Annotated in this window: 10 protein-coding genes and 1 pseudogene; 6 read left to right on the top strand and 5 right to left on the bottom strand. The window is 52.6% G+C overall.

Annotated elements, in window-relative coordinates; all coding sequences use genetic code 11:
* Positions 1-245: 245 nt before the first annotated feature.
* The 3 genes from H8S80_RS34650 to H8S80_RS18580 all read left to right on the top strand — a co-directional run bounded on the left by H8S80_RS34650 (position 246) and on the right by H8S80_RS18580 (position 10,392).
* Positions 246-6,686, top strand: a complete 6,441-nt coding sequence (locus H8S80_RS34650; RefSeq protein ID WP_117621371.1) for a right-handed parallel beta-helix repeat-containing protein — start codon at positions 246-248, stop codon at positions 6,684-6,686.
* A 180-nt stretch (positions 6,687-6,866) separates the two neighbouring features.
* Positions 6,867-8,612, top strand: coding sequence for an ABC transporter ATP-binding protein (locus tag H8S80_RS18585; protein WP_117631049.1), 1,746 nt, complete (start codon positions 6,867-6,869; stop codon positions 8,610-8,612).
* Positions 8,602-10,392: an ABC transporter ATP-binding protein gene (locus tag H8S80_RS18580; protein WP_117621369.1), complete on the top strand. Its 1,791-nt coding sequence runs from the start codon at positions 8,602-8,604 to the stop codon at positions 10,390-10,392. Before H8S80_RS18585 ends, H8S80_RS18580 begins: the two co-directional genes overlap by 11 nt.
* A gap of 46 nt (positions 10,393-10,438) precedes the next feature.
* On the opposite strand, the gene H8S80_RS18575 is transcribed toward H8S80_RS18580, so the two are convergent.
* Genes H8S80_RS18575 through H8S80_RS18565 form a run of 3 tightly spaced genes read right to left on the bottom strand, consistent with a single transcriptional unit; the run spans position 10,439 to position 14,580 of the window.
* A complete protein-coding gene (locus H8S80_RS18575) occupies positions 10,439-12,265 on the bottom strand; it encodes a right-handed parallel beta-helix repeat-containing protein (protein WP_117621368.1) in 1,827 nt (608 codons plus the stop codon).
* Positions 12,266-12,297: 32 nt separating this feature from the next.
* Positions 12,298-13,665, bottom strand: coding sequence for a carbohydrate ABC transporter permease (locus H8S80_RS18570; protein WP_117621367.1), 1,368 nt, complete (start codon positions 13,663-13,665; stop codon positions 12,298-12,300).
* A 15-nt stretch (positions 13,666-13,680) separates the two neighbouring features.
* Complete coding sequence (locus H8S80_RS18565; protein WP_117621366.1) at positions 13,681-14,580, bottom strand: carbohydrate ABC transporter permease; 900 nt, start codon at positions 14,578-14,580, stop codon at positions 13,681-13,683.
* 278 nt (positions 14,581-14,858) lie between these two features.
* Here H8S80_RS18565 and H8S80_RS18560 point away from each other — a divergent pair, with 278 nt between their 5' ends.
* The 3 genes from H8S80_RS18560 (at position 14,859) to H8S80_RS18550 (ending at position 19,809) form a co-directional block, all read left to right on the top strand.
* On the top strand, positions 14,859-16,250 hold the full coding sequence (locus tag H8S80_RS18560) for an extracellular solute-binding protein (RefSeq protein ID WP_117631047.1): 1,392 nt from the start codon (positions 14,859-14,861) through the stop codon (positions 16,248-16,250).
* 153 nt (positions 16,251-16,403) lie between these two features.
* Positions 16,404-18,365: a cache domain-containing sensor histidine kinase gene (locus tag H8S80_RS18555; protein WP_181987896.1), complete on the top strand. Its 1,962-nt coding sequence runs from the start codon at positions 16,404-16,406 to the stop codon at positions 18,363-18,365.
* The gene (locus tag H8S80_RS18550; RefSeq protein ID WP_187049067.1) at positions 18,337-19,809 is read left to right on the top strand and encodes a response regulator; all 1,473 of its coding nucleotides are present in this window, start codon (positions 18,337-18,339) and stop codon (positions 19,807-19,809) included. Before H8S80_RS18555 ends, H8S80_RS18550 begins: the two co-directional genes overlap by 29 nt.
* Here the strand turns inward: H8S80_RS18550 and H8S80_RS35120 are convergent.
* Positions 19,785-19,865 (bottom strand): annotated as a pseudogene (locus H8S80_RS35120) (Maff2 family mobile element protein); the annotation flags it as partial. The gene H8S80_RS18550 and the pseudogene H8S80_RS35120 sit on opposite strands and share 25 nt — an antisense overlap.
* A 21-nt stretch (positions 19,866-19,886) precedes the next feature.
* The coding region (locus tag H8S80_RS18545) for a recombinase family protein (RefSeq protein WP_187049066.1) at positions 19,887-21,290 on the bottom strand (1,404 nt) is incomplete at its 5' end.

The raw sequence follows: 21,290 nt of genomic DNA, 5'->3' as shown, positions 1-21,290 counted from the left end.
ATGAGAACGTTTGCATTGAAATTGAAAATGAATGAGTCTATAATAAAGCTATCTTTAAAAAAGGTGGATTTATTTCACAGACAGGAGGGAACATGAATATGAACGCAAAAACAAAGCGGATGAAAAGGGGGACGGCCATGCTGCTGTCAATGCTCATGACTTTTTCATCTGCAAACTTGCAAACGTTTGCATGGGGGGGGGGGGGTACGAGTCAACCTGACTTGTCAGAATCGGAACCCGCAAGCATGAGCAATGCATCCAGGCCGCAGAAAGACCATAATTCTTCGGACAGCTTAGCCAGTGGAAGCAATGCAAAGAAGGAAAAAACGGTTTTTTTTGATTTCGACGGCGAAGAAAAGCGCTTCGACCGCTCGGAGGGAAGCAGCGATGTCATGGAGGTCCGGGTACCGACGCTGGCCTATGACGACACTTCGATCACGCTGGTCTGGGATAAGCCGGAGAAGTATGACGATGTGGCGAACTATTACGTATACCAGGATGGCGAGAAGATTGGCGACGCGAGAAGCAATTTCGCGGAGAATGCTGACTGGGCGGCCGCCTATATGGAGTCATTCTACGACTACTATGAGACAGAGAAAAGTTCTGTTGACATGGTAAATGTCGATATCCACTCCTTTAAGGCGACCGGGCTGGAACCGGATACGGAATATGAATTCGAGGTAGTGGCCGTCGATGACAGCGGTGCCGCGCTGGGAGGCGCCGGCAGTATCTCGTGGTCCACGACCGGGAAGCCGGAGGAATTCAACATCAAAGACTATGGCGCCAAAACCGTGGAGACAGGGTATACCACCTACGACGAGGAAAAGAACGCGTTTATTCTTGCCAACACGAGGGCGATCCAGGCCGCGATTGACGACTGCAGCGAGGGCGGCAGGGTTGTGATTCCGAAAGGAATCTGGATGAGCGGCGCGATCTATTTAAAGAGCAACATGACACTGGAACTAAAAGAGGGCGCTGTGCTGTTCGGTTCGCCGAATGTGGATCACTATGATCAGAACTACCTTCTCTATCCGTATTCCACGGACACCCGCTCCTGGGCACTGGTGAACGGCTACAGCTCCGATGAGAATGGAATGCTGGAGAATATCCGCATCGTCGGAAAAGGCACCATCTACGGAAACGGATGGAAGTACGGCGAAAAGGACACGATCTCGGGAGACGGCACCAGCCCGTACTATCAGTCCAGACAGAGCGGCGATCCTGACTGGACCAGCGATGCGTTAAAGGGATACGCGCTGAAACGCTGGGTAGCCGGCAGCAACTCCAAGGTGTACGACAAGAGCAACCCTGATAAATCCTATGGAATCCTGGCGGCGGATGCATCGAAGAAGGGCCAGGAGAGAGGGCTCAGCGCAAGTCTGGCATACTCTACACGGCCGAATCTGGTGGTTCTCAGAGGCACGAAGGGCGTCTATCTGGAGGGCTTCATGGCCGAGAACCCGGCGTTCCACACGGTGGCGATCTTAGACAGTGAGGACGTGGTGTGCAGCAACGTGAAGTTCTCTACCTATGACGTCAACAACGCCGATGGAATCGAGATTGGAAATACGCAGAACGTTGTGATCTTCAATAACTTTATCGATACGGGAGACGATGGAATCAACTTTGCAACCGGTATGGGGAAAGGCGTTCAGGATTCCGGACAGCAGGCGTCGGCCAATATCTGGACCTTCAATAATTTCCTGCGAGAGTGCCATGGCGGGGCCATTGCGGCGGGAAGCCATACGGGAGCAGGAATCAGCGGCATGCTGGTGGAAGACAATGTCATGAACCACAGCGATATGCCGTTCCGGTTCAAGAGCGCTCCGGTCAACGGCGGCGGTGTGTCCAATATTCTGATCCGGGACTGTGCCGTTTCCGATGCACAGCAGGTGTTCGTTCTCAGCACCACCTACAGCGATGCGAATCAGACCGTTTCAGTGGAACCGGCTGACAAACCGGCTGAATTTGCGAATATTCAGGCTTATAACATCACGGCAGATGTGATTACGAAGAACACCATGTCCATGGTGGCAGATATTGATAACACGATGCCTTACAAGACTTACCATACGCACCATGACTTATATTTCCAGGATATTGCATTTACCAATATAGCAAAGTCGCTGGCGAAGAAATCCGAGGTACTTCAGGGAATCAGCGATACCACGTTCTATGACGTAACCATGGACTGGACCGGCATTGCGAAGGAAGAGGACGACGCGGCCGCCGGAGCCTATAAGGCATGGGCATCGATCAGCAACAGCACAGGATTGCGGTTTATGGGCAGCACCACGCTGTCAACCAGCGCATACAACGCCATGGCGGTTCCGGTCTGGGGCGATGATGCCGAGCTGAAGGCCAGTCCATCCAACGCGGCGAAAGCGGACGATACAGCGGTAAATGTAACACTGACATGGTCTGACGCGAAAGATGGAGAGCAGCCGGCCGGAAGCGGTTCCATAGCCGGTTACGTGGTGGAGACGTATCTGGATGATGTGATGATTGACCAGCAGCCGCTGATCAATGCAAACACGTACACCGCCGGGGGCCTTTCCTCTGCGCTCACCTATACATTCAAAGTCTATGCAGTGGATTCCACCGGCAACCGGAGTGAACCTCTGACGGAAACTGTAACTACCGAAGGAGACGAGGATACGGCAAAGGTCAAAGGTCCGGAAAACGGCAGGCTGACCTTCTCAGGAATCGGTTATACGTGGGGAACCGCGTCATTCCAGTCAGCAAAGAAGACAGATGCCCGCGTGAGAGGCTACCGCGCCTATGCAGGCGGCGAGCTGGCAGCGACTTTCTATAACTATCAGTTAAAGGACGGAGCGACGGCGGCTTCCTTAAGCGCTACCATCGGCAGAATGATGGAGCAGGAGAATGAGGTAAGGCTTGAAGCGTTTACGGACGCGGGTCTGACCTTTGAATACGATACGGCCAAAGTCACAACCACGAAGAATTACGATCATCTGGCGCCGGTATGGACCGATGATACGCTGGAAGTGACGGTAAACGGCAGTGATATAGTATTAACGTGGACAGCGCCGGAGGATGAATCCGGAATTTACGGCTACCGTGTCTATGTAGATGGAAATGGTGTCTATACCAGTGACAGCGATTATTTTAACCATGTAAACGGCGCTTTTACGACGAAGAACACCACCTATACCGTGAGCGGGCTGGATGTGACAGATTATCATATCTTCCGGGTAGAGGCGGCTGACGCGTGGTGGAAGGCGCTGGATGGAAGCGGACCGTTCCACTGGACCTTCAGCGGGCCGACAGCGAGCATCGGGACGAAGCCGGACGATAAGGGCAGCGGTCTCTGGAAGGCAGCAGCCTTTGGCCAGTCCACCGACATGAATTTCAGCTCCAACGTGCTCCCGGAAAAGGTGGGAACCAACTACGTATGGCCGGTCGGCTCCGACACTCCGCTTACGGAAAAGGGTGAGAAAGCCCAGGACGTGATCATCGAGTCCAGAGGCGGAAAGATTCAGTCAGGCCACGACGGACTGACCTTCTATTACACGGAAGTACCGACCGACAAGAATTTCGTGCTGTCCGCCGATGTGACGGTAGAGCACATGGGACCGGAAAACGGCAAGGCGCCCAATCTTCAGGAGGGCGCGGGACTGATGGTGCGTGATGTCAACGGACCGGCCAGAAAAGATCCCCTGGAAGAGGGCTACGAGGAGTATCCGGCCGCTTCCAATATGGTAATGCTGGAGGTTCTGTCCGCAGGCAAGAAGGTGGATGCGGGACTCAGCATCAAGGCCATGGCCAGGTACGGCGTCAACAGCCCTGCAGGCAACTTGAATACCCCGACGCCAGGCAGCACCTTTGCCACAAATGTGGCGTCGGCTGACAACAGCCAGGCTCCGGAGAGCGCGCCGTACAAGACGAATTTCTATCATGCGAAAATGAAGCTGACTCTGGAGAGAACGGATGAAGGATTCAGCGAAAGCTATACCGGCGAAGACGGAGTTACAAAGACCTACCGCTTTACCGATCAGAACGTGACGCCAAACATTGTGGCACATCTGGATGAGGATACCATGAATGTAGGATTCTTCGCATCCAGAAACGCCAGAATCCGGGTGGAAAACATCTCGCTCGCCTTATCCGACGTGCAGAATCCGGATGAGACACCGGCTTACGTGGCGCCGAATGTGGAAGGCTCCTCCCTTTTCATTGCCTCCTCCGATTATACAAACAGCAGCAGCTACACCCTGCAGGGAATGGTTAATCTGGATGGAACCGTGAGCGTCACGCAGGATGGCAGAACAATTGCGGACCGTATGTCCGTAACCGGCGGAGAACAGTTTACCGTGCCGTCGGTGATCGAAGGCGCCTCCTCGGCGTTTGCTGTTACGTATACCGCATTGGAAGGCCATGATGAAGGCGTGGAAAAGACGGCGTCCGTGACTGTGAAGAGAGAGACCTATGGGGAAGAGCTCTACGCATCACCCGACGGGACCGATGACGGGGACGGAACGAGAGAAAATCCAATGAGCGTTGACGCGGCAGTCCGGAAAGTCATACCGGGGGGAACCGTATATATGCTGGAAGGAACCTACAGTCCGTTTACCATTCCATACACCGCCTCCGGAAATGAAGAAGCCAGAAAATCTCTGACGGCGGAGGGAAGCGTGGTTATCACCGGAGGTTCCGGAAAGCTGTTTGTGCTGGACAGTGACTACTGGAATATAACGGGACTCGATGTCGATGGTAAAAATGTAGCCGGCTCCAGAGGCTTTATGATTCACGGAAGCCACAACATCATTGAACGGTGTCTGATCCACGACACCTCCAGCGACGCGGGCCTGACCATTACGAAGAACAGGGGAAGCCGGACCTTATGGCCGTCCTATAACCTGATACAGAACTGTGAATCCTACCGAAACAGGGACGAGTCCGGCATCAATGCCGACGGCTTTGCATCGAAATCCTGTTCCGGCGACGACAACCGTTTTGTAAACTGTGTTTCCCATGACAACGCAGATGACGGCTGGGATTTATATAACACGCTTCAGGACGGCCCTAACGGAAGGACCATCATCGAGAACTGCGTGGCTTACGGCAACGGCAACAACGGCTTTAAGTTGGGCGGCGAAGGACGCGAAGTGGCCCACGTGCTGAAAAACAGCGTGGCCTTCCACAATAAGCTGGATGGAATCACGGACAACTTCAATCCGGGCGCCCTGAATATACAGAACAACACGAGCTTTGACAACTACAGATTCAATATGATACTGAGACCGAGTCCCTATAAGACGGATGCGGATGGGAATCTGACGGCGGACGGAACGGTGAAGAACAACGCCTCCTACCGCACGGCTGCATTCTCCGCAGGGCTTGACAAGGTCTATGACGACAAGATATCCGCAGTGATCAAGATGAATAACTTCCTGTATGCGGACGGAGAAAACAGCGTCAGCGCTGATAGCTTCGTATCCCTGGACGAGGCAGACTGCTTCTCCTGGAAGGATGGCAGGATAGTTTTCGGCGATTTCTTAAAGATCGCAAAGGGAAGCGAACTGGATCAGGCGGGCGCCGGCGCAAGGCTGTCAGAGGATATGGAAGACGTGACTCTGGAAGAGCTGGTAGCCAATATGGCGGCCGATCCGGATTCCTACACAGCGGATCAGATATTTAACGCAGTGACGGATTACGACGTGGAAACGATCTGTCAGGCAATGAAGAACGACAAAGTCTTTGCTGAAAATCTCTCCATCCTGGAAGAGTCCTACATGGAAAAGAAAGGTATAGAGGTCGTGATTGAAGCAGATGACGCCATTGCAGAGGAGATTGATGCCGGTCTTATGCGCGTGATCGGTGCGGCCTATAATTCCAACGGCGGCAATGTGACCGTCAGGCTTTCAATGCCTGAAAAGGAAGCTGCGGTTGATGGGGACAAATACGACACCGCCCTTCAGGTGGAGATCACCTTACAGGGTGTGACGGGAGCCCTGTCCGTTCCGGTGACACTCGTTATGCCGGTGCCGGAGGGAACCGAAGGGAAAGCGTTCCGTGTGCTGCGCTACCATGGCGGAATCCTGAAAGAAACGATTACGCCGGAGCTTCTGGGCGGCGGCCTGTTCCAGATGACCGTGAAGGAATTCAGCACCTTTGCATTTGTAACGGCAAAATCCGATCCGACGCCGGATCCCGACCCAACCCCGGATCCTGATCCGACACCCGATCCAAATCCCGATCCGGCCCCAGACCCAGACCCAACCCCGGATCCCGGTTCCGGCCATAAGTCCTCCGGAGGAGGCCAGAGCCAATCGGTAACCAGCGGATTACAGGGTGTCTGGAAGCAGGATGCCCGCGGCTGGTGGTTCCAGAAGAAGAGCGGCGGCTACCCGGCGGCCGAGTGGTGTGATATCGCCGGACAGTGGTATTACTTTAACGGAGACGGCTATATGGTGACCGGATGGCAGCAGGTAAACGGCATCTGGTACTACTTAAAGCCGGACGGAGCAATGTTCACAGGCTGGTTATTCACCGGAGACAAGTGGTATTACTTAAATGCAGACGGTTCCATGGCCGCAGGCTGGATCAAGCTGGACGGAAAATGGTACTATCTGAATCAGAATGGGGATATGGAGACGGCTTCCAAAGAGATTGGAGGAAAGGTTTACTCCTTCAATGAAAAAGGGGCCTGCACGAATCCATAAAAGACTTCTGTGAGATCTTTGTAAGATATAGTTTGAAACACCGGTTAGTCTGTGATTAACCGGTGTTTTTTTGCTGTAAAAGCCGTTTTTTTATCTCTTCTCCTCTGCCTGCCCCCAAAAAAGGTATTTAACACCATAAAACCGCGCATAATGTGACCAGATAGAAAATGGAGGTCTGGCATGAAAAAAATGTACAAGGAATTGTTTTTGTTTAAATGGGCGCTTTTGCTGCTGATCCTGACTGTGATTGGTTCCGTGGCCGCGAATCTCGCGCTGCCCATGTATCTTTCCGAGGTGATCAACACTGCAATCCCGGCGGGAGATAAAGTCCGGATCGTGTCCATCGGGGGAACCATGCTGCTGTTTGTACTGCTGGGAGTCCTGTGCAGCGTGGGAACCGGCTTTTTTGCGTCCCTGGCATCGGTTGGATTTGGAAGAAATGTGCGGAGCCGGATATTCCGAAAGGTGCAGTATTATTCCCAGACGGAATTTGACGGATTCTCCACCTCATCCCTGATTACCAGAACGAATAATGATGTCGTCCAGGTTCAGACCTTTATGAATATGCTTCTGAAGGTCTGTCTGATGGCGCCTATTATGTGTATCGGCGGAGTGGTGCTGGCCCTGGCCAAGAGCGTGACCATGTCGATGATCCTGATCGTGTCCCTTCCGGTCATGATCGCATTTGTCCTGATCATTGCCCGGCTGGCCTCCCCGCTGTCCCGGAAAATGCAGGAAAAGCTGGATGAGATCAATCTGGTCACCAGGGAGAAGCTGACGGGGATCCGTGTGGCCAGAGCCTTTGGAACAGAGCAGTTTGAGGAAGAGCGGTTTAACCGGGTCAATGACGAATTCATGGTCAATACCGTCCGCATGAACAGCGTCATGGGGATCATGATTCCCGGGCTGAGCCTGATTCTGTATGCAACCATGGTTGCCTTAATTGCCTTCGGCGGCTACCAGATCATAAATATTCATACGGCGATCCCGATTGGCGATATCATTGCCGTCATCCAGTACGTGATGCAGATTATGATGTCGGTGATGATGCTGTCCATGATATTTGTCATGTATCCCAGGGCGGCCGTATCTGCGGGAAGAATCAATGAAGTGCTGGACACGGTGCCTGTCGTGGCAGACTGTGACGGAGCGGTGACAGAGACAGGGATAAAGGGATACGTTTCCTTCCGGGATGTGACATTTACCTTTCCCAACGCGGAGGCGCCGGCGCTCGAGCACATATCCTTTGATTCTTCTCCGGGGGAAGTTACGGCCGTGATCGGCTCCACGGGAAGCGGCAAATCCACCCTGATCAACTTAATTCCCCGGTTTTACGACGTACAGGAGGGAGAGATTCTGGTAGACGGGGTAAATGTGAAGGAGATGAGCCTGGAAACACTCCGGGGAAAGATCGGACTGGTGCCCCAGAAGGCGTTTCTCTTCCGGGGAACCATTGCTGAAAATGTGGGATATGGTCAGGAAGAGCCGAACCAGGCAAATGTGGAGCACGCCGTGATGACTGCGCAGTCCTATGATTTTGTGACTGCCAAGGAGGGCGGCTTTGACGCGCCCATATCCCAGGGCGGAGCCAATGTATCGGGAGGCCAGCGTCAGCGTCTCGCCATCGCAAGGGCGATTGCCAGAAAACCGGAAATCTATATCTTTGACGACAGCTTTTCCGCGCTGGATTATAAGACAGACGCGGCGCTGAGAAAGGCCCTGCTGTCTGAAGCGAAGGAGGCCACCGTGATTCTGGTGGCACAGAGAGTCAGCACCATTAAAAATGCGGACAGAATCCTGGTGCTGGAAGATGGCTGCTGTGTTGGCCAGGGCAGGCACGAGGAACTGATGAAGAGCTGTGAGGTATACCGGGAGATCGTGTATTCCCAGCTTACCCAGGAGGAGGCCGAGAAAGATGAAGTCTAATACCCACAATCAAAAAGCGGATTCCGGCACCGTTTTCCGGCGTCTGCTCCGGTTTATGGGCCCTTATCGCAAAGGCCTGACCGTCTCCGTAATCTGCATCATCCTCTCCTCCCTCTTCAACAGCTTCGGGCCGTTCGTGCTGGGGCGGGCGACGGATGCGCTGGCAGGGCTTGTGACAGGCGGGGAGCCGGTTTACAGCGAGATACGCAGATTCATCACCATACTGATTCTGTTGGCCTCCATTTATATTTTGTATGCATTTTTCAAGTATATCAGCACGGTTATCCTTGTCCGGGTCTCCCAGAAAACGATCCGTGACTTGAGAAATGATATCGACCGGAAGTTTCAGAAGCTTCCCCTGAACTACTTTGATACGAACTCCTACGGGGATGTGCTCAGCCGCATCACCAACGATGTGGACACCATCTCCAACAGCCTCCAGCAGAGTCTGGAGCAGATCGTGACGGCGGTGACCTCCGTCATCTTCATTCTGGCCATGATGCTCTATATCAGCCCCATGCTGACGCTGATCGGTATCGTGACCGTCCCCCTCGCGCTTGTGTTTTCCATGAAGATAGCAGGGGCCTCGCAGAAGTACTTTAAGACCCAGCAGGAGACGCTGGGGGAGATGAATGGATACGTGGAGGAAATGTATACGGGCCATACCATTGTCAGCGCCTACGGTACGGAGGAAGAGACCATCGATGAGTTTTCAGAGACCAACCGGACCCTGTATGACAGCGGATGGAAGTCCCAGTTTATGTCCAGCACCATGATGCCGGTTACCCAGGGGATGGCGAATCTGGGTTACGTGTTCGTCGTGATCGTGGGCGGCTCCTTCGTCATCGACAACCGGATGACCATCGGTATGATTCAGTCCTTTATCCAGTATTTAAGACAGTTTTCACAGCCCATCAACCAGACGGTGCAGATCGCCAACATCCTTCAGTCCACTGCGGCGGCAGCGGCCAGGGTATTCGAGTTCATCGATGAGAGGGAGGAGAGTCCGGATCCGGAACATCCTGTGGTCCCGGAGCCTGTGGATGGCTCAGTGGAATTTATCCATGTAAAATTTGGGTATCTGCCGTACCACACCCTGATGCACGATGTGAGTCTGGAAGTGAAGCCAGGAAGCAAGGTGGCTATCGTCGGCCCCACCGGTGCAGGAAAAACCACCCTGATCAATCTGCTGCTGCGCTTCTATGATGTGAACGACGGTGAAATCCGCGTGAGCGGCATAAATATCAGGGAGATGACGCGGAAAGACCTCCGGGCCGTATTCGGCCTGGTTCTTCAGGATACGTGGCTGTTTACCGGCAGCATCATGGAAAATATCCGTTACGGACGACTGGGGGCAGGAGATGAAGAGGTGATGGAAGCGGCCAGGGCGGCCAGAGCAGACTCCTTTATCCACACCTTGCCGGGCGGGTATCATTTCAGGCTGCAGGAGGGGGCGACGAATCTGGCCCAGGGAGAGCGGCAGCTTCTGACCATTGCCAGGGCCATCCTCTCGGACAGCCCGATCATGATTCTCGATGAGGCGACCAGCTCCGTCGATACGCGTACAGAGGTCCTGATTCAGGAGGCCATGGCGGTTCTCATGAGGGGGCGCACCAGCTTCGTGATTGCCCACAGACTCTCCACCATCAAGGACGCGGACATGATACTGTATATGGAGGGCGGAGATATCAGGGAGGTGGGAAACCACAGGGAGCTGATGGTCCGGGATGGGCTTTATGCAAAGCTGTATAACAGCCAGTTTGCCAAGGAAAACGGCTAAGGAAAATCGGCTGAGGAGAATCGGATAAGGAAGCATGGCTGCTTCCTTATATCCGAGTGGAAAAGATATGGTTATTCTCCTTGATCCAGTCCGACGCCTTCTCAAACTGGATCACGCCTTCGTAGTGTTCTCCATAAATCGGTTTTTCCATTGTGCTGGAGCCGTAGCACGGTGCTTCTAAATCCAGCTTCAGCGCATTGATGACTGTATTGCCGCGGACGATGACATTCCGGCAGGAGGACAGGAACATGGCCTGTCTCGGACAGTCGATAAAGGAATTCTGCTCGATCAGGATATTCTGGAAGACGGGTTCCTCCGTCCGGCCTCCCGGGAGATAGACTCCCATATAAAGCACGGCCATCTGCCAGGCGTTTAAGTCACAGCGGCGGATGACATTGCCGCGTATAATCAGGTTTCTGACGCCATGGCCCTCGCTCCACCGGGATTCACATCCGGTTTCGATCTGGATGGCGGCGCCCTGAATATTTTCAAAGACGTTGTTGACCAGCATGCCGTTCGATCCCTGAAGCAGGACACCCCGCGCCCGGTTGTTGGTGAAACGGCAGCCGCGTATGATATAGTTCTGCGTGGAGAAGCGTTTGTTCCATAGGACGGTATCCGTGGAAAGCCCCTCGGGAAGGGCGTCTGCAAAGGTAAGGCGGCAGGTCTTCGTCCCGGGCAAGTACTGCACGGCGGTGAGCAGGGAGGAAAAGCCGGTGGGGGACAGATCCGGATTCCGAAGCTCTACCGGATAGCCGGTCTCAAACAGGACCGATTCCTTCGTGACCCTCCTGGCCAGCAGGGTATGGGAATCGAGAAGCTGGATTCCCATGGAGGAATTATCGTGGATGTTGATGCAGTCGTCTCCGGCATAGCCGAAATCGCAGTCTTCAATGATGAAGCTTCCCTGCGAGTTGCAGACATGGAGGCAGTCCGTAGCCGTCGATACACTGCGGGAGGTGCCCGGACGGACCGTGACGCGGCAGCCCTTTAAATGGAGCCCGTGGATATCTCCGTTGCCTACGAAGCCGCTTCCCGGCGAGGAGTAGATCACGACGTTGTCCAGCGTGCAGTCCCGGGTATCCTGGATGGGGATGGTCAGGATGTCATACTCATAATGGCGGAAGTTAAAGCAGTTTCCAACGTGGAAATGCCTCCTCGTAAAATCCGGGTCTGAGGTATAAAAACGCAGCCTGTTGGCGGCAGTCTTTTCCTGCCTGGGAAGGAAGACATTGGACAGCTCACGAACCAGCTCCTGCATCTGCGCATCGGTCTTCTCATCGCCGCTTTTCTTCACATGGTCATTCTGATAGGGCCGGAATTCCATGCCGCCCGGACAGCCAGGCGTATAGCGGCATGGATCGAAGGGGCCGACGATGGAAAATGCCATATCCTCTGCGATCTCCCCGTAAGCCGGAAAGACACATTCGATATAACTGCCGTCCTCCGCCACTTCAGAGACGACGCCCACGCTGGAGAGCGGGGCCTTCTCCCAGTTCCAGTCCAGGATCAGATCGCGAACCAGAATGCGGCTGGAGCGGCAGATGGATAAGTAGGAGCTCAGTGATTCGAAGATCAGCTCACTGCCCTGGCCCTCCAGCGTGAAGTTTTCCATGTCGTCAAGGATGAGATGCGCGTTCTGACTGCACTCTTTAAAGCGGTAAACGCCTTTTGGAATAATCAGCTTCTCTGCCTTTTCCCTCCGGCAGTACGTAAGCGCCTGGTTAAAGGCCTCCGTGTTGCAGAAATCGCTGTCCGCCCTCGCGCCAAAGTCGGTGACCGTGACGCTGCGGCCTTCGGACGGCAGTTCAATCCGAAGAGCCGCCAGTTCCAGTTCCAATTGTTCAAATACAGAGATATCTGTCTGATTCATATGCCTTGTTCCTTTCAAATTGCCGTTATTGTTTATCCTTTTACACCGGATGCCATAATACTTTGTTTTAACTGCTTGGAGAAGAGAATCGACAGCAGGATGACAGGGGTGATCGTGACCACCGCCAGCCCCATCAGGGCATTCTGCTTCGTCCCGGAATTGTTGGATATATTATACAGGGCCACATTCAGCGTCCACAGCTTCTGATCCTCCGTGACCAGCCAGGCCCAGAAGAAGTCATTCCAGTTGCCGATAAAGGTCTGCAGGGCAATCAGGGAGATAATGGGCTTGGACAGCGGCATGCAGATGGCCTTATAGAGGTAAAACGGGCTGGCGCCGTCTAAGGAAGCCGCCTCGAAGTAGCTGCCTGGAATCTGGTCAAAGAAGCCCTTGTATAGATAGACGTAGAAACCGAAGGGATACAAAAATGGCAGCAGAAGCGCGGCATAATTGTTGTAGGCCCCCATTTTCTGATACATAATTAACTGGGGAAGCATGATGCTGGCAAAGGGAATCATCATGCCGCCCATGAAGAACAGGAGTACCAGGTTTCCGGCCTTCCTGGAAAGCATACGGCTGATGACGAAGGCCGATACCGAACATAGAATAACCTGAGACACCATTGCGAAGCCGATGACAAGGATGCTGTTCATGACAAAGGTCAGGAAACCAAACCTGGCGATAACCTCATTCTTCGGGTAGATGTATGCGGGCATTTGTAAGTAATATTTGAAACTTTCCAGATTAAGCAGATGATTCGTTTTATTTCCCACGGTGGTGAGACTGCCGCTTAAGGGGTACTTCTCAGCCAGGACTTCCATGACTTTTGTCTGAAATGCATGGGCCATACCGGAGCCGGCTGGCGCTGTCCGGGATAAGCCGTTTACGTCAAATTCATAGCCGAAGGAATCGCAGGCCCTGGTATAGCGGTCTCCATGGATCAGCACTTCCTTTTTCACCGCGGAATGGGCGTAGATACCGTAGTCCTTTTCCAGCTGCAGCTTCATCTGATGCGCCCTGGAGTAAAACAGCGTCTTGCCGTCTCTGACCCCGTATACAGAGATCTCCATGATGGAATCATCGGAAAGCTTGTAGTTGATGCCGAACATTGCCAGAACATTGTCCTGCATCATGGTGTCCTTCATCTGTTCTTCGTCTGCAAACTCCATGCCGGAGTAGTCGATGACGAGGGCGAGGCTGTTGGCCTTCTCAGGAAGCAGCTTCGGAGGAACTTCATAGATCTTTGCATTGTCCTTCATGGCGCTGGATACCGCGAAAATCAGCGGATAAAGCATCAAAGCGGCAAAGAGGAGGGATACCGCGACGGCGCAGATTTTCAGCCTGCGTTCGGCGGCCCCGTATTTGATTTTCGTCTTTTTCGTCGTTGTGTTCTTTTTCATTCTGTCTGGCTCCTCCTATTCCTTCTCTGATTTTTCAAAATGCATCTGCATGATGGTCAGGGCCGCGATGACGAGCAGAAGAATCACCGATGCGGCTGAACCGCGCCCGTAGTTCAAGTCCTGGTTAAACGCATTATAGATGAATATGCCCTGTGTGGTGGAAGCGCCGCTCGGCCCTCCGGAAGCATACATGTAAGGTGCGTCCAGCAGCTGCATGGTGGTGATGACGCTCATAATCAGCTGAATAAAGATCATAAAAGAGATGTTCGGCAGTATAATATGGATGATTCGGCCAAATCCGGTACAGCCATCGAGAGAAGCCGATTCCATAATATCGGTGGAAATCCCCTGAATGGCCGAGAGATACAGGAGCACCGTCAGCCCGCCCCCTAAGATTCCGGGGAAAATGATACAGAACTTTACGAGATTGGGATCGCTTAACCATGTCTGGGGCTGGCCGCCGAAGAATTTGAGAATCTGGTTGGCGACGCCGTAATCCGGATGCCAGATCCATCTCCAGATAATGACATTTACTGACGTGGGAATCAGCGCCGGAAGTATGTACAGGGTGGTCAGGCTTTTCTGAAGCTTTGTCAGCTCATTGAGGAAGAGCGCCTGGATCAGGGGGATAAAAAAGCACATGGCCAGCTGCAGCAGCAGGAAGATAAACGTATTTTTCCACGCTTCCCAATAATAAGGCATCTTAAACATGCTGACATAGTTGGACAAGCCCACAAAAGTACCCGGTGATTGGATAGGATCGTATTGAAACAGGGAAATATAAAAGGCGCTGAGGATCGGGTAATATTTTAACCAGACCGTAAAAATCATGGGCAGCGCCAGGATACACCAGGGTGTTATCTTTTTTCTGAAAGAGTAGCTGCCGAAACTTGCTGAAAATAGATGTCTCTTCATAAAAACCTCCGATTTCTTTCTATATAGATGCTGAACTGTTACGCTGGTTCTATTATAAAAGCAACCATTTTTATTTATAATGGATTCAATAAACATTGAGGTCACTATTCTTAAAGTATTTTGCTTCCGGGCGGAAACAGGTTAAGAATAATGACATATTTCTGTGTATCCGTTAATTTTCTATTCTTTTCATGAAACCGTTCATCTGTTATGATTAATTCATCTAAAAAATAATCACTTCAGCGATGAGGTGTGACAGGCAAGAAGGAGGATCATTCATGAAAAAAACATTGGCAATCGCGTTAAGTATGTCCATGGCAGCAGGTTTGATGACTGGCTGTGGGAGCAAGCCCGCGGAGACCAACGCTACGACGGCGGCCCCACAGGCGGCCGAGACGGGGAAAACCGAAGCTCCGGAGACGACAAAAGCGCAGAATACTGCTGAGAAAGAACCCGTGGAGCTTACAATCTGGCTTACCAGCCGCAACAAGGACGACTGGTACGTACAGATGGAAGATCAGTTCCTGGAGGAGCATCCATGGATCACATTAAATAAAGTAGTAAAAGAGGGGGATCCCGGCAACGAATTCTATCAGGCCGTAGCCGCAGGCAACGCACCGGATCTGGTAGATTCCTCCTTCACCATGATGAATACATACATTGCGGCGGGAATCCTGGAGCCTTTGAACAGGTATACGGACAACTGGGATGAATGGGGCAATTTCACAAGCGAGTACATCGATATGTTTAAAAAGGACGGCAGCTACTACGGTCTGCCGTATCAGGTAGCGCCCATGCTGTTCGGTTATAACAAAGCGCTGTTTAAAGAGGCGGGAATCGCAGAGCCGCCGGCAACCTGGGATGAGGCAGTCGAGGATGCGAAGAAGATCAACAATCCGGATAAGCAGATTACCGGATATGCGACGTTGGCCGCTGAATGGACCGAGTGGTTCTTCCAGTATTACGTATGGCAGGCCGGCGGAGATCTGACGAAAGAAAATGCAGATGGAACGGCAGAGCTTACCTTTACCGATCCGGCCGTTATCGAAGCTGCAAAATACTATCAGAAGCTGCGCAGCGAGGGCGTGCTTCAAAGTGACTTAACCCTGAAGTTCGGCGATCTTGTAACAAACTTTGGACTGGGAAAGATCGGCATGATGCCATTTGCCGGCGACTGGGTAGCGGAAGCGGCTGAAAAGGGAATCGATCCCGACGACATCGGATTAAGCCTTCCTCCGGCAGGACCATCCGGAGAACGCACCACCGCGATCGCAGGAACCTGCTATGCCATCAATGCCAAGACCGATCAGGCGAAGAAGGACGCCGCCTGGGAATATATCAGTTTCTATACGAGCAGGGCGTATCTGTCTTCCTTCTTTGAGAATCTGGCTACCAAGGGCGCGTTAAATCCGGTTATCATTCCAAGAGATGACATCAGCGTAACGGATTTCTACGAGTTCCCGGAAGAGTACAATCAGGTTCTGGAAGCCGCCAAATCCGTAGGCCGTCTTGAATTCTACGGAAAATCTGATTTCGGTTCCTACGTTGACCGTGCGGTACAGAAAATTTTAGTAGATCCGAATGCCGACCCGGAAAAAGAATTCAGCGCAGCGCAGGATCTCTGTGCCAGCGAGGCATTGCAGGCTTTCAATGAGGCAAATAAGAGATAACAGACAGAACAGACCGACAGTACAGATCCATAGAACAGCCAAAAAGTGCGAGGATAACAGCCTGCACTTTTTGGCCTTTTGGCATTCTTATGATATAATAGTCACTTACGATGCAAAAACTGTAACAGGAAAGGGACGGGGAGATGTATGGCCATGATGCAGAAACTGAAAGAAATGAAACAAAGATGGGACCACAGCATTAAGGCCGTGCTGCGCCGGGTCAGTATTTTCCGCCGCCTGAATCTCTCCTTTATGCTGTTGATTATGACGGCTGCCATATTCCTGACCTTCTTCAGCTTTTACAAATATTCCGCCGAGATCAGAGCCAATATCGACCGGTACAGCTCCTTATTAGTCCAGAACGTGGAATTAAAGATTCAGGACACCATGCAGGAATACGAAGAGTCCGCCCTGACATTTTATGATGACAGCAAGGTGATCCGTGCGCTCAAGGAGAACGCGCAGCTGTATCCCTTTAAAACGGAGGCGGATAAAAATAAGTACGAGGAAAACCGCTACTTTGTGGAGAGCAGGCTATACAATATGCGCTACAACCAGAAGTATATCGTCAATGTCCAGTTTGTGACGCCCCGGGAACAGTACTACATGGTGGAACCGGACGGATACCGGAGAGGCGGCTGCATCCGCAACCTCGAAGAGTTTTATAAGACGGATATCTACCTCATTCCCCAGGAGAAGAAGGGGTATCCCGTCTGGTTTGATATGGCGGAGCAGACCAACATCTTCTATCAGAATGAGCAGAGCATCTACGGCTATCCCAATATCATCACGCTGGGAATCGGCGTCTACGCGCCGGGAAACCGGGAGTTTTTAGGCGTGCTGTTAATGAATGTCAACCTGAACGCATTTTCCGGTGCCATGGAGGGCTATGAGGCCTATAAGGACGGAAATACCTTTTTGATCGGAGAGGACGGCGTTTTGATGTGGTTCAATCCCAGCCTTACCGCCCCCGCATTTCCCAAGGACGATCTGCTGTTCCAGGAGATGAAGCAGGATGGACAGGGCATCCGGGAAAAGAAGATCGACGGAAAAAAGGTGATACTGGCCTATGAGCAGATTCCCAATACCGGCGTGTTCGTGGCCTATATCGCGGAGCTGGCGGTCCTTTATAGGGGGACGTATCGAATCAGAAACTTGTGCATCCTGGTGCTCCTTCTGATCGTTGTCGCCTGCTTTATCATCTCCTATTACGTGACCTGCAGCATTTCGGAGCCGGTCAGCCAGTTAGTCCGGGTCATGAAAAAGACTGGAGACGGCAAATGGAACGCGCGGTATGAAAACTCCGGTCACGATGAGATCACCATACTGGGAGACCGGTTTAATGAAATGGCGGACAAGACGGACCAGCTGATCGACCAGGTGTATCTGTCCGAAATCAAACGGCAGAAGATCTCCATAAGCTGGGCCAACGCCCGCCTGGATGCGCTGCTCATGCAGATCAACCCCCATTTCCTGTACAACACCCTGGATATTATCCGGTGGGAGGCCATGTACGAGGCGGAGGGGGAAAGCGCCGTGACCCAGATGATTGAGAAATTCAGCAGGCTGTGCCGCATGGGGATGCGCACCGGCGGCAATACGATCACGCTGAAAGAGGGAATCGAGCACGCCAGAACGTATCTGGACGTCATTAATTTCCGGCACAGAGAGAAAATCCAGCTGGAGATCGATATGCAGGCAGATGAGGAAGCCATCTATATTCCCCAGTTTATGCTGCAGCCCATCATGGAAAATGCCGTCGTGCACGCCTTCGACGACGGCAGCAGCGGATACCGGATCGTGATCCGGGCGTGTATCACAGGTGCAGATCTGCAGATAACCGTAAGGGATAACGGAAAAGGCATGTCCAGGGAGGAAGTGGACCAGCTGACTGCCAACATGGAAAGAACGGATCTGGCTGATGAAAACATAGGTCTCGTCAATGTCTATCAGCGGATCCGGCTGTTTTACGGGGATGCGTGCGGCATAGGCATCACCAGCCGTTTAGGGGAGGGGACCGAGATCAGGATCACCCTGCCTGTGCGGAAGCATTCGGAGAATATGGAAAAGAGCAAAGGAGAGGAAGATGGCATACAAAGTTTTAATTGTAGATGATGAGGAAATTGTATGCAGAGGACTGGCAAAATTCGTCAAATGGCAGGAGTACGGTTTCTCGGTGGAGGGGATTGCCTACAGCGTGGATGAAGCCCTGGCACTGATGGAGAGAACCGCCATGGATGTGGTATTTATGGATATCCGGATGCCGGGGAAGACGGGGCTGGATATGCTCCAGATCATCCAGAAGTCGTATCCGGGCGTCAAATCCGTGATTCTCAGCGGTTTCAGCGAATTCTCCTATGCGAGGGAGGCCATACGGTATGGTGCGGTGGACTATTTAAACAAACCGGTGAACCTAAAAGAGGTGGAAGAGCTGCTGGAGCGCCTGGGGAAAGACTTTATGGAGGAAAGGCGTGCTCAGGAGGTGCGGAACAACCGGATTGAGGGCCTGCTCCTTTCCGCTGTAAAGGGCTATTCCAGGCTGGAGCAGGAGAAATACCAGCTGCCCGTCCTGGAATGGTGGCACGGACTGTCTATGGAGCTCTTAAGCCGTGAACTGTCGGAGGAGGAGATTCTCGAGAAAAAGAAGCTTCTCCGGGCGAAGATCATGGCCATTGTGCCGGAGGCGTACCTGCTGGACTGCAATGTCTATGAGCTGTTTGCAATCATTCCCTGCAAAAATGAGGCGGAGGCCGACCACTTTGTGGATATCCTGGAACAGACCTGTCAGGTGGGGCTGGAGTGGTCCTGCGGAATCAGCAAGTTCAAGCACGGCATCGGCGCGCTGAGAGAAGCCTATGAGGAGTCCGGAAAGGCCCTGCGCTACCATCGGGCCAGCGAGAAGCGGGGGATGATCTGGTATAAAAATATAGAAACCCTGTTTTCCCAGGACCTGCCGGAGACTCAGGAGATCCTCCGGGAGCTGGTTGGCGTCCTGGCCAATCCCGAAGAGCGCGGCTGCGCGGTTTCTCAGCTGGAATCCGCACTGGAGAGTATCTGCGCGCAGAAAATGACCGTGATGCAGTTTCAGACCGTATGTATCCGGTGTCTGATCGAGCTGAATGGACTGCTGCAGGGCATGAAGGGGGACGGCATAGATCTGCACGGCCAGCTGAATAAGATGCTGGAGAAGATTCTGCTCTGCGACAATTACCGGATGACCATTGACTGTATGACCGGCTATGCCGGCATGCTGGTGCAGAAGCTGAATGATACCGATGAGGTGCAGCTGGGCGGCGGAGTGATCAAGGAGGTCCAGCTGTTTATCCGTCGCCATTACAATGAGACAATCACGCTCAATATGCTGGCCGACCAGTTCTATCTGCATCCCAATTATCTGAGCCGCCTGTTTAAGGAAAAAACCGGTAAGAATTTCGTGGAGTATATGACAGAGGTGCGCATGGAGAAGGTGAAGGAGATGCTGACCGACCCGGAAAAGAAGGTGTCCGATATCAGCATGATGGCCGGATATGAGAATCCAAGGTATTTTGCAGATGTGTGATAAAGAAGTAATAGAAGTGTAAAAAATTTTGCCGTTCCTATCCGGCACTTGCGCATTGTGTCGGATAGGTCGGGCGGTTATTCGGGCAAGTCCACCTTGCCAACAAAAGAATAATAAATCTCAATGTCCTGTCTGCGGGTCTTGTTTTCGTCATAGCTGCACTCATGCACAACGATTTTCTCTACAAACTCCCGCAGCAGAGTAGGGGTAAGTTCTTCAAAGCTGGTATGCCGCCGGACAACATTCATAAACTTTTCAGCGTTCACGGTGGCTTCCTGCGCTTTGGAAAGCTCCGCTTGGAGAGCGGCAACTCTTTCTTTCAGTTCTTTCTGCTCGGCTTCATAGTCTGCCGACAGTTCTGTGAAACGCTCGTCCGATATGCGCCCGGTCACGCTGTCCTCATACAGCCGCTTGAAGATAGCGGATAACTCGGCTATGCGTTTCTCGGCGGCTTCCAGCTCCTTTTTCTTGGCGGCGTTCCTGCGCTTGCCCCCGTCCTCGTTCTGCTCAATCAAGAGCTTCATAAACCGGGCTTCATGCTTTGCCGCATAGCTGGTCACTTTCCGCAGATTGGAGAGTACCCCGGCAGTCAAAAGGTCTGTACGGATAAAGTGCGCCGTACAGTCATGGGTACGCTTCTTGTAGCTGCCGCAGATATAACAGTCCTGCTTGCGCTTGTCCGTCTGGTATCGCTGCTGATACATCACGCTGCCGCAGTCGGCACAGAACAGTATGCCAGAGAACAAGCCCACTTCATCATAGCGGTTTGGGCGTTTACGCTGTTTGCGTAATTCCTGCACCCGTTCCCATGTCTGGGTGTCTATGATAGGCTCATGGTGGTTCTCAAAGACCGCCTGCTTATCCTCGTCATTGTAAATGATTTTGCTGCACTTGTAGGATTGCGTGGTAGTCTTGAAGTTTACCAGACAGCCCGTGTATTCCCGGTTTTCAAGGATATGCACAACGGTATTGGTCGCCCACTTGCACTCATAGCCGGGGTGGTAACGGTGGGTGTGTCCCGTCCTGCGGTATTCCAGCGTCCCCGGCGTGGGGATTTGCTGCTCCGTGAGCATACGGGCTATCTTGGTCGGACCGTTCCCGGCAAGGCAGAGATTGTATATCTGCCTGACTACGGGTGCGGCTTCCTCGTCAATGATGAAATTTTCGTCCTCGTCCATGAGGTAGCCATACACGGGCTTGCTCGTGATCGGCTTGCCGCTCATGCCTTTTGAGCGTTTTACCGCCCGTATTTTCTTACTCGTATCTCTCACCAGCCATTCGTTAAAAATATTCCGCAGAGGGGCAAAATCATTGTCGCCCTGTGCACTGTCCACTCCGTCGTTGATAGCGATGAAGCGGACGCCTTTCTGTGGGAAAATCATTTCCGTGTACATTCCCACTTGCAGGTAGTTTCGCCCTAACCTCGACATATCCTTTACGATAACTGTCCCGACTTTCCCGGCTTCAATGTCCGCAAGCAT

The sequence above is a fragment of the Hungatella sp. L36 genome (assembly GCF_014288035.1).
This window is presented reverse-complemented; position numbering and strand designations above follow the sequence as displayed.